Below are 15,425 nucleotides of genomic sequence, written 5' to 3'. Positions count from 1 at the left end.
CCCATGGCCGACGATCCCTTTGTCCTCGGCGGTACGCCCCTCTCGTCCCGGCTGATCATGGGTACGGGCGGTGCGCCCAGCCTGGATGTGCTGGCGCGGGCGCTGGTCGCCTCCGGCACGGAGCTGACGACGGTGGCGATGCGGCGGGTCGATCCCGAGGTGCACGGCTCCGTGCTGTCGGTGCTGGAGCGGCTCGGCATCCGGGTGCTGCCGAACACGGCGGGGTGTTTCACCGCGGGTGAGGCCGTGCTCACGGCGCGGCTGGCGCGGGAGGCGCTGGGCACCGATCTGATCAAGCTGGAGGTCATCGCCGACGAGCGGACGCTGCTGCCGGATCCGGTCGAGCTGCTGGACGCGGCGGAGACGCTGGTGGACGACGGCTTCACCGTCCTGCCGTACACCAATGACGACCCCGTGCTGGCCCGGAAGCTGGAGGACGTCGGCTGCGCCGCGGTCATGCCGCTGGGCTCGCCGATCGGCTCCGGGCTCGGCATCCGCAATCCGCACAACTTCCAGCTGATCGTCGAGCACGCGCGCGTGCCGGTGATCCTGGACGCGGGGGCCGGTACGGCGTCGGACGTGGCGCTGGCGATGGAGCTGGGGTGCGCGGGTGTGATGCTCGCCTCGGCGGTGACGCGGGCCCAGGAGCCGGTGCTGATGGCGGAGGCGATGAAGCACGCGGTGGAGGCGGGCCGCCTGGCACGCCGGGCGGGCCGCATCCCGCCCCGGCACTTCGCGGAGGCCTCCTCCCCCACCGAGGGGCGCGCGCACCTGGATCCCGAGCGCCCTGCGTTCTAGGGGGTGTCGTTTGGATCAGGCCGGCCGTCACGAACGGTGCGGTCTGGCCGACCCCGAGCGGGGTCATGGGGGTGCCCGGTCCCCCCTGCTCGAAGAGCTTGGGGGAGCGCGTGCCAGGGCCCGCGACGCCGGGATGATCCAAACGACACCCCCCAGTCGCGCAACAGTCACAGCTCTGCTGCATTCCGTCCCCGGAACGGCGTAACCTCCGGCCCTGTCGGTCGCGGCTCGTACACTCACCTGCGTGGATACGACCCTTCAGGACCCTCTCGTCGGGCAGGTGCTCGACGGCCGTTATCGCGTCGAGGCGCGGATCGCGGTCGGCGGGATGGCCACGGTCTACCGGGCCCTGGACACCCGTCTGGACCGGGTGCTCGCGCTCAAGGTGATGCATCCGACGCTGGCGGCCGACGGGTCGTTCGTGGAGCGGTTCATCCGCGAGGCGAAGTCCGTGGCGCGGCTGGCGCACCCCAACGTGGTGCAGGTCTTCGACCAGGGGGCCGACGGGTCGTATGTGTATCTCGCGATGGAGTACATCGCCGGGTGCACGCTGCGTGACGTGCTGCGCGAGCGCGGTGCGCTGCAGCCGCGTGCGGCGCTGGACATCCTGGAGCCGGTGCTCGCCGCGCTCGGCGGCGCGCACCGCGCCGGGTTCGTGCACCGGGACATGAAGCCCGAGAACGTGTTGATAGGAGACGACGGGCGGGTCAAGGTCGCCGACTTCGGTCTGGTGCGGTCCGTGGACACGGTGACGAACACCACGGGCACCGTGCTGGGCACCGTCTCCTATCTCGCGCCGGAGCAGATCGAGCACGGCACGGCCGACCCGCGGGTGGACGTGTACGCGTGCGGTGTCGTCCTGTACGAGATGCTGACCGGCGAGAAGCCGCACGCCGGGGACTCCCCGGCCACGGTGCTCTACAAGCACATCCACGAGGACGTGCCGCCGCCCTCGGCCACCGTGCCCGGACTGCCGTACGAGCTGGACGAGCTGGTGGCCGCGGCCGCCGCGCGCACCCCGGACCTCAGGCCGCAGGACGCCGTGGCGCTGCTGGCCCGGCTCCGCGAGGCCCGCGCGGGGCTCACCGACGAGCAGTTGGACGCCGTGCCGCCGCAGGCGCTCTCCGCGGAGCACGACATCGCCGAGGACCGTACGAGCGTGATCCCGCGCTCGCTGACCGTGCCCCGGCTGCTGCCGGTCAACGAGGACGACGACCCGGTGGGGGCCGTCGACCGCACCAGCCGGCTGCAGGCCCCGCCCGTGCCCGACCGGCGCGGCCCGGCCCGGCCACGGCGCACGCTGCTCACGGTCATCGCCGCCGTGCTGCTGGTCTTCGGTGTCGGCGCCGGTGTCTGGTACATCAACTCCGGTCAGTTCACCCGGGTCCCGCCGCTGCTAGCGAAGACCGAGGCGGAGGCGAAGGCGCGGCTGAGCGAGGCTGGGCTCGACGTCAAGGTCGAGCGCGCCTACGACGACACGGTGAAGCGGGGCACGGTGATCCGCACCGACCCGGCGACCGGCACCCGGATCCGCGGCCACAACGCGGTGACGCTGATCATCTCGAAGGGCCCGGAGACCGTGAACGTGCCCGACGTCCAGGGCATCCCGCTGGCGAAGGCCAGGGCCCGGCTGACGGCGGACGGGCTGGAGCCCGGGATGGTGACCCGGGAGTTCAGCGACAGCGTCGCCAGGGGCTCGGTGATCAGCACCGACCCGACGGCCGGTACGAAGCGGCACGCGGGCTCGGCGATCGCACTGGTCGTCAGCAAGGGCAGCCCGATCGACGTCCCGGACGTCACCGGCGACGACCTGGCCGACGCCCAGCAGGAGCTGGAGAACGCCGGTCTCAAGGTGGAGATCGCCGCGCAGCAGGTGAACTCCGAGTACGACAAGGGCAAGGTCGCCCGGCAGACCCCGGTGGGCGACAGTCGGGCCGCCGAGGGTGACACGGTGACGCTGACGATCTCCAAGGGCCCGGAGATGATCGAGGTCCCGGACGTGGTCGGGGACAGCGTCGACGACGCGCACAAGGCGCTGGAGGGCGCCGGCTTCAAGGTCGACGAGGACCGCGGGCTGCTCGGGCTGTTCGGGGACACGGTGAAGAAGCAGTCGGTCGCGGGCGGCGACACGGCGCCCAAGGGATCGACGATCACGATCACCATCCGGTGACGGGAGCAGCCGGTCGGGGCGACCTGGGGGCGTGACACCCTGAACAGGTGAGCAGTCAGCATTCCTCCGGTGCCGTCCCCGGCCCCTCCCGCAACCCCGTCGGCGGTCATGTCCCCGTGGCCGGCGGCCTGCACTCCGTGGGCCTGTCGTACGCCCGTGACCTCAAGGCCGAGACCGTGCAGGTCTTCGTCGCCAACCCGCGCGGCTGGGCCACCCCGGCGGGCAGCCCGCGCCAGGACGAGGCGTTCCGGGCGGCGTGCGCCGAGGAGTCGGTCCCCGCGTATGTGCACGCCCCGTACCTGATCAACTTCGGCTCGCACACCGAGGCGACCGTCGAGAGGTCGGTGGAGTCCCTGCGGCACTCGCTGCGGCGCGGGCGGGAGATCGGCGCGCTGGGGGTCGTCGTGCACACGGGAAGCGCGACCGGCGGCCGGGAGCGGGCGGTGGCGCTGAAGCAGGTGCGCGAGCACATGCTGCCGCTGCTGGACGAGCTCACCCACGACGACGATCCGTTCCTGCTGCTGGAGTCGACCGCCGGGCAGGGCTCCTCGCTCTGCTCCCGCACCTGGGACTTCGGGCCGTACTTCGAGGCGCTGGACGCGCATCCGAAGTTGGGCGTGTGCCTGGACACCTGTCACATCTTCGCCGCCGGGCACGATCTGACCGGCCCGGACGGCATGCACCGGACGCTGGACCTGCTGGTCGGCACGGTCGGCGAGGGCCGGCTGAAGCTGATCCACGCCAACGACTCCAAGGACGTGGTGGGCGCGCACAAGGACCGCCACGAGAACATCGGCTCCGGCCATATCGGCGAGGACCCGTTCAGGGCCCTGATGACGCACCCCGCGACCGAGGGCGTACCGCTGATCATCGAGACGCCCGGCGGGAAGGAAGGGCATGCGGCGGATGTGGAGCGGCTGAAGAAACTGCGCGACGGATAACGCATTGAGGAATACCCCAGGGGGGTATACGGTTCCTGCTCGGTGCAGGAACCGTCACCTGACATTGGGGGCACTCATGCAGCACGAGGCACACGCACACGCGGAAACGCACGCGCACGCGGACACGCACCCGCGCGCGCACGCCCACCACCACGGGCCGGCCCTAGCCACCTGGTCCGTCGCCGCCCGGGCCACCCTGCACTGCCTCACCGGCTGCGCCATCGGCGAGGTGCTGGGCATGGCCGTGGGAACGGCGCTCGGGTGGGGGAATCTGCCGACCATGATCCTGGCGATCGTGCTGGCCTTCTTCTTCGGCTACTCGCTCACCCTGCGCGGGGTGCTGAAGGCGGGCGTCGACTTCCGCACCGCCTTGCGGGTGGCGCTGGCCGCGGACACCCTGTCGATCGCGGTGATGGAGCTGATCGACAACGGCGTGATCGCGCTGTGGCCGGACGCGATGGACGCGCAGCTGGACGACCTGCTGTTCTGGGGCTCGCTGCTGATCTCGCTCGTGGTGGCCTTCGTGGTCACGACGCCGGTCAACAAGTGGACGATCGGCCGGGGCAAGGGCCATGCGGTGGTGCACCAGTACCACCACTGAGCGGACCGCCGGGAGATGTCAGAGCTCGGGGCCGTCCCCGGGCTCCTCCTGGTAGGAGTAGCGCTGTTCCTTCCAGGGGTCGCCGATGTTGTGGTACCCGCGCTCCTCCCAGAAGCCGCGGCGGTCGGCGGTCATGTACTCCACGCCGCGGACCCACTTGGGGCCCTTCCAGGCGTAGAGGTGGGGCACCACGAGGCGGACCGGGAAGCCGTGCTCGGCGGTGAGGAGTTCACCGTCCTTGTGGGTGGCGAAGATCGAGCGGTCGGAGGCGAAGTCCACGAGGCGCAGGTTCGAGCTGAAGCCGTACTCCGCCCAGACCATCACATGGGTGGCGTCGGTCGCGGGCGGGGCGATCTCCAGGATCGTCCGGGCCGGGATGCCGCCCCATTCCGCGCCGAGCATGCTGTATTTCGTCACGCAGTGCAGATCGGCCATGACGGTGGTGTAGGGCAGGGCCGTGAACTCCTCGTGGTTCCAGCAGTGCTTCTCACCGTCGGCGGTGGCACCGAAGACCCTGAACTCCCAGCGCTCGGGCCGGAACTTGGGTACCGGGCCATAGTGCGTGACGGGCCAGCCGCGCTGCAGTCGCTGCCCCGGCGGAAGCTCGGACCCTGCCGCTTCTCCAGATGCGCGCTCCACCGGATGACCCATGACTCCATCCTGACAGACCCGGAGCAGTGCACTTGACCAGCCCTGCCCCAAATCGGACAAACAACGACAACTCTGCGCTTACTTACTAAGTACGCACTTACTGGACGATCTTCGACGCCGGTGCAATCATGCGGCCGCAGCCTCCCATTTCCCCCATGCGGAAGGAGCCCGTGCGATGCAGGGCGATCCCGAGGTCATCGAATTCCTCAACGAGCAGCTCACCGGTGAGCTCACCGCGATCAACCAGTACTTCCTGCACGCGAAGATGCAGGAGAACTTCGGCTGGACGAAGCTCGCCAAGTACACGCGCCACGAGTCGTTCGACGAGATGAAGCACGCCGAGGTGCTCACCGACCGCATCCTGTTCCTGGAAGGGCTGCCGAACTACCAGCGGCTGTTCCATGTGCGGGTGGGGCAGACCGTCCGGGAGATGTTCGACGCGGACCGGGAGATCGAGGTGGAGGCGATCGACCGGCTCAGGCGCGGGATCAAGGTGATGCGCGAGAAGGGCGACATCACGTCCGCGAACATCTTCGAGGACATCCTCGCCGACGAGGAGCACCACATCGACTACCTGGACACCCAGCTGGAGCTGGTGGAGAAGCTCGGTGAGGCGCTCTACATCGCGCAGCTGATCGAACAGCCGGAGAGCTAGGCGGCCGCGGCCGGCTCGGCCCCGTCGAGCTCGGCCAGGATCGGCCTGCCCTGGTCGGCCAGCTCACGGCGCGGGCAAGCGCCACGGCCGAGGATCGACTGGATGCGCCGTACGCACGAACCGCAGTCCGTGCCTGCCTTGCACTGCGAGGCGATCTGGCGCGGGGTGCACGCGCCGTCCTCCGCGTGCTTCTTGACCTGCGCCTCGGTCACACCGAAGCAGCTGCACACGTACACGCGGATTCACCTCCCGACGGGATCGATAACTGGCGCCGTCCCGTGTGATCGGTGAGGCAAACCTAACCTTACCCATCATTCAGGAACCGCAAAAGTGGGAAGGGGCGCGGATCGTATGTGATCCGCGCCCCACTTCACTTGTCCCTGACGGGCAGGTCCGTCACTGGTCCCGGTACATCTCGGCGACGAGGAACGCCAGGTCGAGCGACTGGCTGCGGTTCAGGCGCGGGTCGCAGGCCGTCTCGTAGCGCTGGTGCAGGTCGTCGACGAAGATCTCGTCGCCGCCGCCCACGCACTCGGTGACATCGTCACCGGTGAGCTCTACGTGGATGCCGCCCGGGTGGGTGCCCAGCGCCTTGTGGACCTCGAAGAAGCCCTTGACCTCGTCGAGCACGTCGTCGAAGCGGCGGGTCTTGTGGCCGGAGGCCGCCTCGAAGGTGTTGCCGTGCATCGGGTCGGTCACCCAGGCCACCGCGGCGCCGGACGCCGTGACCTTCTCGACCAGCTCGGGAAGCTTGTCGCGGATCTTGTCGGCGCCCATGCGGACGATGAAGGTCAGCCGGCCCGGCTCGCGCTCGGGGTCGAGGCGGTCGATGTACTGCAGCGCCTCCTCGGCCGTGGTGGTCGGGCCGAGCTTGATGCCGATCGGGTTGCGGATCTTCGAGGCGAACTCGATGTGCGCATGGTCCAGCTGCCGGGTGCGCTCACCGATCCACACCATGTGCCCGGAGACGTCGTACAGCTTGCCGGTGCGGGAGTCGACCCTGGTCAGGGCGGACTCGTAGGCCAGCAGCAGCGCCTCGTGCGAGGAGTAGAACTCGACGGTCTTGAACTCCTCCGGGTCGGCCCCGCAGGCGTGCATGAAGTTCAGCGCGTTGTCGATCTCGCGGGCCAGCTGCTCGTAGCGCTGGCCGGACGGGGACGAACGCACGAAGTCCTGGTTCCAGGCGTGCACCTGGCGCAGGTCCGCGTAACCGCCGGTGGTGAAGGCGCGCACCAGGTTCAGCGTCGAGGCGGACGCGTGGTACATCCGCTTCAGCCGCTCGGGGTCCGGGATCCGGCTCGCCTCGGTGAAGTCGAAGCCGTTCACGGAGTCGCCCCGGTACACCGGCAGCGTGACGCCGTCGCGGGTCTCGGTCGGCTTGGAGCGCGGCTTGGAGTACTGGCCGGCGATACGGCCGACCTTCACCACGGGCACCGAGGCGGCGTACGTCAGCACGGCGCCCATCTGGAGCAGCGTCTTGAGCTTGTTGCGGATGTGGTCGGCGGACACCGCGTCGAAGGCCTCGGCGCAGTCGCCGCCCTGGAGGAGGAACGCCTCTCCCTTGGCGACAGCAGCCAACCGGGCGCGCAGCTGGTCGCACTCGCCCGCGAAGACGAGCGGCGGATACGACTCGAGGTCCGCGATCGCTGCGCGCAGAGCCTCGGCGTCGGGGTACTCGGGCTGCTGCGCCGCGGGCAGGTCTCGCCAGGTGTTGCCAGCGCTCGCGCTGGTCTTAGCGTTCACGGTCACGCACTCAACACTACGGGGTCGTGTCGCGTCGTTTTCTCCCGGCTCGACAGGTGAGACGGTCGTGCGCTCACCTGTGGACGCGCCGGAGATCGGGTAAGGTGCACCGCATGTTCGCGCTTTCGACCCAGAACTGGTGGTGGACCGCTCATCCGGCGGCCCACTGACTGCGCGTACGCAAGACTTCGCGAAGGCCGCCCGAGGGGCGGCCTTCGGCGTTTCCGGGGTCGTTCCTCTCCGTCAAGAAGATCGAGAAGGATCACCGACCCATGAACCTGCTGGACCTGCTGTCCGACCCACGTCCCTTCGCCCTGCTCCGCCGCCGCACCCCGGGCCGTGACGAGAACACCGTGGAGGTGTTCCTGGGCCCCGTCACCACGTACGACCGGCTCGCGGACCTGCCCGACGAGGGCCTCGCGCTCGTCCCCTTCCGGCAGATCCGTGAACGCGGCTTCGACGTGCGCGACGACGGCACACCGCTGGCCGTGCTGATCCCCGAGGAGACCCGGACCCTGCCGCTGGCCGACGCCCTGGCGCAACTGCCCGCGCACGAGGTGCGGGTCGAGGGCGGGGGCTTCGACGTCGACGACGAGGAGTACGGCGAGATCGTCGGCCGGGTGCTGCGCGACGAGATCGGGCGGGGCGAGGGTGCGAACTTCGTCATCCGGCGGACGTACGGGGGTGAGATCCCGGGGTTCGGACGCGCGGACGCCCTCGCGCTGTTCCGGCGGCTGCTGGAGGGTGAGCGGGGCGCGTACTGGACGTTCGTCATCCACACCGGAGATCAAAAAGGGCCTGAAGGGCCTTCCCTGGAAGGGCGGCGGTGGGAGACGGGTGGGCGCACGCTGGTCGGGGCGAGCCCGGAGGTGCACGTCCGGATGTCCGGCGGCACGGTCGTCATGAACCCGATCAGCGGCACGTACCGCTACCCGGACGGCGGCCCGACGCCCGAGCACCTGCTGGACTTCCTCGCCGACGGCAAGGAGATCGAGGAGCTGTCGATGGTGGTCGACGAGGAGCTCAAGATGATGTGCACGGTCGGTGACATGGGCGGGGTGGTGGTCGGCCCGCGGCTGAAGGAGATGGCGCACCTCGCGCACACCGAGTACGAGCTGCGCGGCAAGTCCTCCCTGGATGTGCGGGAGGTCCTGAAGGAGACCATGTTCGCCGCCACGGTCACCGGCTCGCCGGTGCAGAACGCGTGCCGGGTCATCGAGCGGCACGAGGTCGGGGGCCGCGGCTACTACGCGGGCGCGCTGGCCCTGATCGGCCGCGACCCGGGCGGTGCCCAGACGCTGGACTCCCCGATCCTCATCCGCACCGCGGACATCGACGCGGCGGGGAGGCTGCGCGTCCCGGTCGGCGCCACCCTGGTCCGGGGGTCGGACCCGGCGGGCGAGGTCGCGGAGACCCACGCCAAGGCGGCGGGGGTGCTGACGGCTCTCGGTGTACGGCCCTCCCGGCCCCGCGAAGAGCACACGCGCCCCGGGCTGGCCGACGACGCCCGGGTGCGGGCGGCGCTGGACGGGCGCCGGGCCTCGCTCGCGCCGTTCTGGCTGCGGATGCAGGAGCGGTCCGAGGCCCTCGCCGGCCATGCGCTCGTCGTCGACGGGGAGGACACCTTCACGGCGATGCTCGCGCACGTGCTGCGGTCGAGCGGGCTGACGGTGACCGTCCGGCGCTACGACGAGCCGGGGCTGCGGGAGACGGTGCTCGCGCACGAGGGCCCGGTCGTGCTGGGCCCCGGGCCCGGTGACCCCTCGGACCTCGCCGACCCGAAGATGCGCTTCCTGCGGGAGCTCACCGCCGAGGTGATCCGGGGGCACCGGCACGGCGTCCTCGGTGTCTGCCTCGGGCACGAGTTGATCGCGGCCGAGCTGGGGCTGGAGATCGTACGCAAGGAGGTGCCGTACCAGGGGGCGCAGACGACGGTCGACCTGTTCGGGCGGCCGGAGACCGTCGGCTTCTACAACAGCTTCGTGGCCCGCTGCGACGAGGAGGCCCTCCAGGAGCTGTCGGCACACGGCGTCGAGCTGAGCCGCGCCGCGAACGGCGAGGTGCACGCGCTGCGCGGTCCCGGGTTCGCCGGGGTGCAGTTCCACCCCGAGTCGGTCCTCACCCTGAACGGGGCGATGATCGTGCGGGAACTGATCGGCCGGCTGCGCGGGACGAGTACAGCGCCGGACGGACCGGGTTTCGCCGACCGGCGCTGAGAAGCGAGCCCTTGGCCGGCCCACGCGGGTCAGCCGAAGAACACGCCGACTTCCTCGTACAGCTTCGTGGCGCACTGCGACGACGAGGCCTCCGGGAGTTCTCCGCACACGACGTCGAGCTGAGCCGCGCCGCGAGCGGCGAGGTGCACGCGCTGCGCGGTCCACGTCGTGCCGGAGGCACGCCCATGAACGCAGTCGCCGGCGTCCGGTTCCGCCCCGAGCCGGCCGCCACCGACGAAGAACGCCGCCACGGATGCCGCGGCGGCGTTCGCATGTCGGGCAACCCCCTCGGGAGGTTGGGGAGTTCGGGGTTCAGCCGAAGAACACGCCGACTTCCTCGTACAGCTTCGGGTCCACGGTCTTCAGCTTGGCCGTGGCCTCGGCGATCGGGACGCGGACGATGTCGGTGCCGCGCAGCGCGACCATCTTGCCGAAGTCGCCGTCACGGACCGCGTCGATGGCGTGCAGCCCGAAGCGGGTGGCGAGCCAGCGGTCGAAGGCGCTCGGGGTGCCGCCGCGCTGGATGTGCCCGAGGACGGTGGTCCGCGCCTCCTTGCCGGTGCGCTTCTCGATCTGCTTGGCCAGCCACTCGCCGACGCCGGAGAGCCGCACGTGCCCGAAGGAGTCCAGCGACTCGTCCTTGAGCACCATGTCGCCGTCCTTCGGCATGGCACCCTCGGCGACGACCACGATCGGGGCGTAGGACGCCTTGAAGCGGGAGGTGATCCAGGCGCACACCTGGTCGAGGTCGAAGCGCTGCTCGGGGATGAGGATGACGTTCGCGCCGCCCGCGAGCCCGGAGTGAAGGGCGATCCAGCCGGCGTGACGGCCCATCACCTCGCAGACCAGGACCCGCATATGGGACTCGGCGGTGGTGTGCAGCCGGTCGATGGCCTCCGTGGCGATGCCGACGGCGGTGTCGAAGCCGAAGGTGTAGTCGGTGGCGGAGATGTCGTTGTCGATGGTCTTCGGCACGCCGACGCAGGGCATGCCGTACTCGTCGGACAGCCGCGCGGCCACGCCGAGGGTGTCCTCGCCGCCGATCGCGATGAGCGCCCCGATCTCGTGCTTGGCGAGGTTGTCCTTGATCCGGCGGATGCCGTCCTCCTGCTTGAGCGGATTGGTCCGCGAGGAGCCGAGGATCGTCCCGCCGCGGGGCAGGATGCCGCGCACGGCCGGGATGTCGAGGCGGACGGTGTCGCCTTCGAGGGGTCCCCGCCAGCCGTCCCGGAAGCCGACGAAGTCATAGCCGTACTCCTGCACGCCCTTGCGCACGATGCCCCGGATGACGGCGTTGAGCCCCGGGCAGTCGCCGCCTCCGGTCAGTACTCCGACCCGCATGGAAAAGTCCCTTCGCCGCGGTTGCCTGATACAGGTCACGCTAATGGTGATCCCGGTCACACAGGGATGGGCGGGAAGCGCAATTCCGGTGAAATGTCAGGCGGTTGGTTGACGGGACCGGTCAGGCGTCGTCGAGCCCGCGCTCTATCGCGTACCGCACCAGCTCGACCCGGTTGTGCAACTGGAGCTTGCCGAGGGTGTTCTGGACGTGGTTCTGGACCGTGCGGTGGGAGATGACCAGGCGTTCGGCGATCTGCTTGTAGCTCAGGCCCTTGGCGACCAGCCGCAGCACCTCGGTCTCACGCTCGGTCAGCCGGGGCGCCCCCGGCTCGTCGGCGTCGGCGGCGGGCGCGGGCTCGGAGGCGAGCCTGCGGTACTCGCCGAGGACCAGACCGGCGAGGCCGGGGGTGAACACCGGGTCGCCGACCGCCGTACGGCGCACCGCGTCCAGCAGTTCCTCGGTGGAGGCCGACTTGAGGAGATAGCCGGTCGCGCCCGACTTCACGGCCTCCAGTACGTCGGCGTGCTCGCCGCTCGCCGACAGCACCAGAACGCGCAACGCGGGGTTGGCGCCGACGAGTTCCTTGCAGACCTGGACGCCGGGCTTGGCGGGCAGGTTGAGGTCCAGGACGAGGACGTCCGGTGCTGCGGCCCTCGCGCGGCGCACCGCCTGCTCGCCGTCCCCGGCGGTGGCGACCACCTCGAAGCCGGACTCGGTCAGGTCGCGGGCGACCGCGTCGCGCCACATGGGGTGGTCGTCGACCACCATCACCTTGATCGGGCCCTGCCGCTGCGTCATCGTTTCTCCGCCTTCCCCCGGGAGACGTCCGGGTCCTTCGGGGTCTTGGGTACCTTCAACTCGACTTCCGTGCCCTGCCCCGGAGTCGAGACCAGCTCGGCGCTGCCGCCGAGATCGCGCAGCCGCCCCCGGATCGACAGGGCGACCCCGAGCCGCCCCTCGCCCTCGGCCTGCGCGAGCCGCCCCTCGGGGATGCCGGGTCCGTCGTCCCGGACGGTCACCACGACCTCGTCCGGCTCGTCCTCGACGAGGATCCAGGCCCGCGCGTCCGGACCCGCGTGCCTGCGCACATTGTCCAGGGCCGCGCCGACGGCGGCCGCCAACTCCCTGGCCGCACCGGGCGGCAGCGGCACCGGGGCGCCGGGCTCGGCGAAGCTCACCCGGGCACCGGCGTACGGGACGAGCAGGGTGCGCAGGTCGACCGGCCCCGCGGTGTCGTCGGGCTCCTCCACGGTCCGTACGACCGCCCCCTCGGCGGCGTCGTACGACACGCGCGGGACCGGCACCAGACCACCGGAGACGAGCGCGCGCAGCGCCGCCTCCTGCTCCCCCGCCATCCGGCCCAGCTCGGCCGCCTCCCCGCCGATGACCGCGCCGCGCCGCTGCACCATCGCCAGCACCTGCAGCACGCTGTCGTGGATGTCCCGGGCCAGCCGCTCCCGCTCCCGGGTGGCGGCCTCGATCTCCAGGGCACGGGCGAGGGTGCGCTCGGAGGCCCGGGCGACCTCGACGACGTATCCGATGGCGATGGAGGCAACCCAGACGAGGATCACGTTGTGGACGGTGTCGCGGGCCGGCCTGCCGCGCTCGATGAGGTTGGCGACGGCGACGGGCGTGGAGGCGAACGCGGCCCAGCGCCAGCCGCCCTTGATGGCGAAGGCGAGGACCGAGCCGGCCGTCCAGATCGACGGCAGGGTGGGGCCGCCGCGGTCGATGTGGTGGTCGGTGACCACCCACGGGGTGAGGACGATACCGGTGAGGGCGACCGCGAGGTCCACGGCGAGGAAGCGCTTGGTGCAGGCCACCGCGTTGCGCACCCGGGGCAGCGTGGCGAGCGTCCAGGCGCACAGCAGGACGTAGTAGGCGATGGCGACGACGGGGCGGTCGTAGTCGTGGTACGCGGAGGCGAACAGGCCGACCGCGTACAGCATCGTCAGGACCCGGTAGCCGGCGAGCGCACGCCACAGCGGCAGCTCGACCGACATCCTCATGACCTTCTCGCGCTTCGGCACGCGCTCCCCCACCCCCGGTCCCGGACTCCCCCGCCCGGCCCCCTGTCTAGGATTCCTTCTTCTGCTTCTCCGCCTTCTCGGCTTCCTTCGAGGCCTTCGCCGCCTCCGCGATCTGCCGCTTGGCGGCGGTCGCGTAGATGTCGACGTACTCCTGGCCGGAGAGCTTCATGATCTCGTACATGACCTCGTCGGTCACCGCGCGGAGCACGAAGCGGTCGTGCTCCATGCCCTGGTAGCGGCTGAAGTCGATCGGCTTGCCGATGCGGATGCCGGGCCGCATCAGCTTCGGGACGACCTTCCCGGGCGGCTGGATCTTCTCGGTGTCGATCATCGCGACGGGGATGACGGGCGCGCCGGTGGCGAGTGCCACGCGGGCGAGGCCGCCGGGCTTGCCGCGGTAGAGGCGGCCGTCGGGCGAGCGCGTGCCCTCCGGATAGATACCGAACAGCTCACCGCGCTCCAGGACCTCTACGCCACTCTTGATCGCCGCCTCGCCCGCGCCGCGCGCGCCGGAGCGGTCCACCGGGAGCTGGCCGACGCCCTTGAAGAAGGCCGCCGTCAGCCGTCCCTTCACGCCGGGCGTCGTGAAGTACTCCGCCTTCGCAATGAAGGTGACCTTGCGGTCGAGGACCGCGGGCAGGAAGAACGAGTCCGAGAACGAGAGATGGTTGCTCGCCAGGATGGCGGCGCCCTCGGCGGGAATGTTCTCCAGGCCTTCCACCCAGGGTCTGAAGGCGACCTTCAGCGGTCCCCCGATGGCGACCTTCATCGTGCCGTACAACAACCGAGTGCCTCCTGTTTCCGTCGATCAGACCTTAACCCGGAGCGCTCGCAAAGGGACCGACGACCCTGGTCGGTGTCAGTGCGGTCGCGTACGGTGAAGCACACCGGAGTCGTTCACGCCCTTCTCATGGACAGGAGACCGAAAGGTGCCGGTTCTCCCCGGAGCCGAGCCGTACCGCCACGAGGGCGGGGAGGTTGGTCTTCTCCTCTGCCACGGCTTCACCGGCTCGCCCCAGTCACTGCGCCCCTGGGCGAGGCATCATGCCGCGCAGGGCCTGACCGTGTCGCTGCCGCTGCTGCCCGGGCACGGCACGCACTGGGAGGACTTGCAGCTCACGGGCTGGCAGGACTGGTACGCGGAGGTGGACCGCGAGCTGCGCGTGCTGCGCGAGCGCTGCGCGCGGGTGTTCGTGGCCGGCCTGTCGATGGGCGGCGCGCTCGCCCTGCGGCTGGCCGCGAAGCACGGGGAGGCGGTCGACGGGGTGGTGGTCGTCAACCCGGCGAACAAGGTGCACGGCCTGTCCGCGTACGCCCTTCCGGCGGCCCGGCACCTCGTGCGGACGACGAAGGGCATCGCCAGCGACATCGCCAAGCCGGGCGCCGCGGAGACGGGCTACGACCGGGTGCCGCTGCACGCGGCCCATTCCCTGCGCACCTACTTCCGGCTGCTGGACGGCGAGCTCCCGCAGGTGACCCAGCCTCTGCTGCTCCTGCACAGCGCCCAGGACCATGTGGTGCCGCCGGCCGACTCGGCCCGCATCCTGAGCCGGGTGTCCTCCCTGGACGTAACGGAGGTCGTGCTGGAACAGAGTTACCACGTGGCGACGTTGGACCACGATGCGGACCGGATCTTCGAGGAGAGCCTCGCCTTCATCGGCCGGCTCGCACCCAGTGTCGGCAAAGAAGGGACGGCCTCAGTTGGCTGAGCACGACTCCGACCGCGAGGACCGCGAGCCGGACGAGAAGGGCGTGCCCTTCGACGAGGAGGCGGCCTGGGCGGCGATCGTCGCCGGATACGGCGCGGAGCCGCCGGATCCGCCGGGCGCCAGGCCGTTCAAGTCGATCGAGGATCTCGCGCTGCCCGAGACCGGGCCGAACGAGACCGGGCCGAACGAGGACGACGACTCCGAGGCGCAGCAGCCGCCGAAGCCGCTGGGCAGCTCCGTCTCCTTCGCGCCCGGCGTCGGGCCGCGCGACTACACGGCGCCGGAACCGTCCGACGACGACTTCGACGAGGACGACGAGGGCCACTTCGTGCCGCCCGAGCCACCGCCGCTGCCCGCCGCCGACACGACCGCCAAGTTCGCCTGGCTGGGGGTGGTGGGCGGCCCGATCCTGCTCCTGCTGGCCGTGCTGCTCGGCTGGGACATGACGTGGTGGCTGACGACGCTCGGCATCGGCGGCTTCCTCGGCGGCTTCGTCACGCTGGTGACACGGATGAAGACGGACGACGACGAGGACGGCGACCCCGGGCGGGGCGCGGTCGTCTGAGCGA

17 protein-coding genes are annotated in these 15,425 nt (G+C 70.7%); 9 read left to right on the top strand and 8 right to left on the bottom strand.

Translation table 11 applies throughout. The annotated features are described in order from the left end of the window. The first annotated feature begins 3 nt into the window (after positions 1-3). The 4 genes from ACFY1J_RS08270 (at position 4) to ACFY1J_RS08255 (ending at position 4,510) form a co-directional block, all read left to right on the top strand. Positions 4-798 carry a thiazole synthase gene (locus ACFY1J_RS08270; protein ID WP_390709181.1) on the top strand — a complete coding sequence of 265 codons (795 nt, stop codon included), beginning with the start codon at positions 4-6 and terminating at the stop codon, positions 796-798. 244 nt (positions 799-1,042) lie between these two features. After that, entirely contained in the window at positions 1,043-2,968 is a 1,926-nt protein-coding gene (pknB, locus tag ACFY1J_RS08265; protein WP_390709182.1) for a Stk1 family PASTA domain-containing Ser/Thr kinase, read from the top strand. A gap of 47 nt (positions 2,969-3,015) precedes the next feature. After that, positions 3,016-3,909: a deoxyribonuclease IV gene (locus tag ACFY1J_RS08260; protein WP_390709183.1), complete on the top strand. Its 894-nt coding sequence runs from the start codon at positions 3,016-3,018 to the stop codon at positions 3,907-3,909. A 76-nt stretch (positions 3,910-3,985) separates the two neighbouring features. Beyond that, positions 3,986-4,510, top strand: a complete 525-nt coding sequence (locus ACFY1J_RS08255; protein ID WP_390709184.1) for a DUF4396 domain-containing protein — start codon at positions 3,986-3,988, stop codon at positions 4,508-4,510. 18 nt (positions 4,511-4,528) lie between these two features. On the opposite strand, the gene ACFY1J_RS08250 is transcribed toward ACFY1J_RS08255, so the two are convergent. Next, positions 4,529-5,161, bottom strand: coding sequence for a sulfite oxidase-like oxidoreductase (locus ACFY1J_RS08250; RefSeq protein WP_390709185.1), 633 nt, complete (start codon positions 5,159-5,161; stop codon positions 4,529-4,531). Between the two features lie 175 nt (positions 5,162-5,336). On the opposite strand from ACFY1J_RS08250, the gene bfr reads away from it, so the two are divergent. After that, positions 5,337-5,816, top strand: a complete 480-nt coding sequence (bfr, locus tag ACFY1J_RS08245; protein ID WP_390709186.1) for a bacterioferritin — start codon at positions 5,337-5,339, stop codon at positions 5,814-5,816. Here the strand turns inward: bfr and ACFY1J_RS08240 are convergent. Together ACFY1J_RS08240 and ACFY1J_RS08235 are read right to left on the bottom strand one after the other, a co-directional pair. Then, the gene (locus ACFY1J_RS08240) at positions 5,813-6,052 is read right to left on the bottom strand and encodes a bacterioferritin-associated ferredoxin (RefSeq protein ID WP_390730901.1); all 240 of its coding nucleotides are present in this window, start codon (positions 6,050-6,052) and stop codon (positions 5,813-5,815) included. The two genes, bfr and ACFY1J_RS08240, sit on opposite strands and share 4 nt — an antisense overlap. 160 nt (positions 6,053-6,212) lie before the next feature. After that, positions 6,213-7,565, bottom strand: coding sequence for a class II 3-deoxy-7-phosphoheptulonate synthase (locus ACFY1J_RS08235; RefSeq protein WP_363297015.1), 1,353 nt, complete (start codon positions 7,563-7,565; stop codon positions 6,213-6,215). Positions 7,566-7,672: 107 nt separating this feature from the next. Between ACFY1J_RS08235 and ACFY1J_RS08230 the strand changes: the two genes are divergently transcribed. Both ACFY1J_RS08230 and ACFY1J_RS08225 read left to right on the top strand, forming a co-directional pair. Then, positions 7,673-7,729, top strand: coding sequence for a trp operon leader peptide (locus tag ACFY1J_RS08230; RefSeq protein ID WP_078912442.1), 57 nt, complete (start codon positions 7,673-7,675; stop codon positions 7,727-7,729). Between the two features lie 102 nt (positions 7,730-7,831). After that, on the top strand, positions 7,832-9,775 hold the full coding sequence (locus tag ACFY1J_RS08225; protein ID WP_390709188.1) for an anthranilate synthase family protein: 1,944 nt from the start codon (positions 7,832-7,834) through the stop codon (positions 9,773-9,775). A 29-nt stretch (positions 9,776-9,804) separates the two neighbouring features. Here ACFY1J_RS08225 and ACFY1J_RS08220 read toward each other — a convergent pair whose 3' ends face one another. From ACFY1J_RS08220 to ACFY1J_RS08200, 5 genes are all read right to left on the bottom strand, one after another. Then, positions 9,805-10,026 carry a hypothetical protein gene (locus ACFY1J_RS08220; RefSeq protein ID WP_390709189.1) on the bottom strand — a complete coding sequence of 74 codons (222 nt, stop codon included), beginning with the start codon at positions 10,024-10,026 and terminating at the stop codon, positions 9,805-9,807. Between the two features lie 61 nt (positions 10,027-10,087). Further along, a complete protein-coding gene (locus ACFY1J_RS08215) occupies positions 10,088-11,116 on the bottom strand; it encodes a 6-phosphofructokinase (protein WP_390709190.1) in 1,029 nt (342 codons plus the stop codon). 121 nt (positions 11,117-11,237) lie between these two features. Further along, positions 11,238-11,915: a response regulator transcription factor gene (locus ACFY1J_RS08210; protein ID WP_363297012.1), complete on the bottom strand. Its 678-nt coding sequence runs from the start codon at positions 11,913-11,915 to the stop codon at positions 11,238-11,240. Beyond that, positions 11,912-13,147 carry a MacS family sensor histidine kinase gene (gene macS, locus ACFY1J_RS08205; protein ID WP_390709191.1) on the bottom strand — a complete coding sequence of 412 codons (1,236 nt, stop codon included), beginning with the start codon at positions 13,145-13,147 and terminating at the stop codon, positions 11,912-11,914. The genes ACFY1J_RS08210 and macS overlap by 4 nt, the downstream gene beginning before the upstream one ends. Before the next feature lie 46 nt (positions 13,148-13,193). Continuing rightward, positions 13,194-13,928, bottom strand: a complete 735-nt coding sequence (locus ACFY1J_RS08200) for a lysophospholipid acyltransferase family protein (protein ID WP_390709192.1) — start codon at positions 13,926-13,928, stop codon at positions 13,194-13,196. A 148-nt stretch (positions 13,929-14,076) separates the two neighbouring features. Here ACFY1J_RS08200 and ACFY1J_RS08195 point away from each other — a divergent pair, with 148 nt between their 5' ends. Then, positions 14,077-14,856: an alpha/beta hydrolase gene (locus ACFY1J_RS08195; protein WP_390709193.1), complete on the top strand. Its 780-nt coding sequence runs from the start codon at positions 14,077-14,079 to the stop codon at positions 14,854-14,856. After that, the gene (locus tag ACFY1J_RS08190) at positions 14,849-15,421 is read left to right on the top strand and encodes a hypothetical protein (protein WP_390709194.1); all 573 of its coding nucleotides are present in this window, start codon (positions 14,849-14,851) and stop codon (positions 15,419-15,421) included. Before ACFY1J_RS08195 ends, ACFY1J_RS08190 begins: the two co-directional genes overlap by 8 nt. The last annotated feature ends 4 nt before the right edge of the window (positions 15,422-15,425 follow it).

Source organism: Streptomyces sp. NPDC001406, from assembly GCF_042895285.1.
Classification (GTDB): Bacteria; Actinomycetota; Actinomycetes; order Streptomycetales; family Streptomycetaceae; genus Streptomyces.
Note: the sequence above shows the minus strand (reverse complement) of the source record. Positions and strands in the feature narration are given on the sequence as shown.

Coding starts and splice junctions, on each gene's coding strand:
- ACFY1J_RS08270 (WP_390709181.1), top strand. CDS start 4: ATGGCCGACGATCCCTTTGTCCTCGGCGGTACGCCCCTCTCGTCCCGG.
- ACFY1J_RS08255 (WP_390709184.1), top strand. CDS start 3,986: ATGCAGCACGAGGCACACGCACACGCGGAAACGCACGCGCACGCGGAC.
- ACFY1J_RS08250 (WP_390709185.1), bottom strand. CDS start 5,161: ATGGGTCATCCGGTGGAGCGCGCATCTGGAGAAGCGGCAGGGTCCGAG.
- bfr (WP_390709186.1), top strand. CDS start 5,337: ATGCAGGGCGATCCCGAGGTCATCGAATTCCTCAACGAGCAGCTCACC.
- ACFY1J_RS08225 (WP_390709188.1), top strand. CDS start 7,832: ATGAACCTGCTGGACCTGCTGTCCGACCCACGTCCCTTCGCCCTGCTC.
- ACFY1J_RS08215 (WP_390709190.1), bottom strand. CDS start 11,116: ATGCGGGTCGGAGTACTGACCGGAGGCGGCGACTGCCCGGGGCTCAAC.
- ACFY1J_RS08210 (WP_363297012.1), bottom strand. CDS start 11,915: ATGACGCAGCGGCAGGGCCCGATCAAGGTGATGGTGGTCGACGACCAC.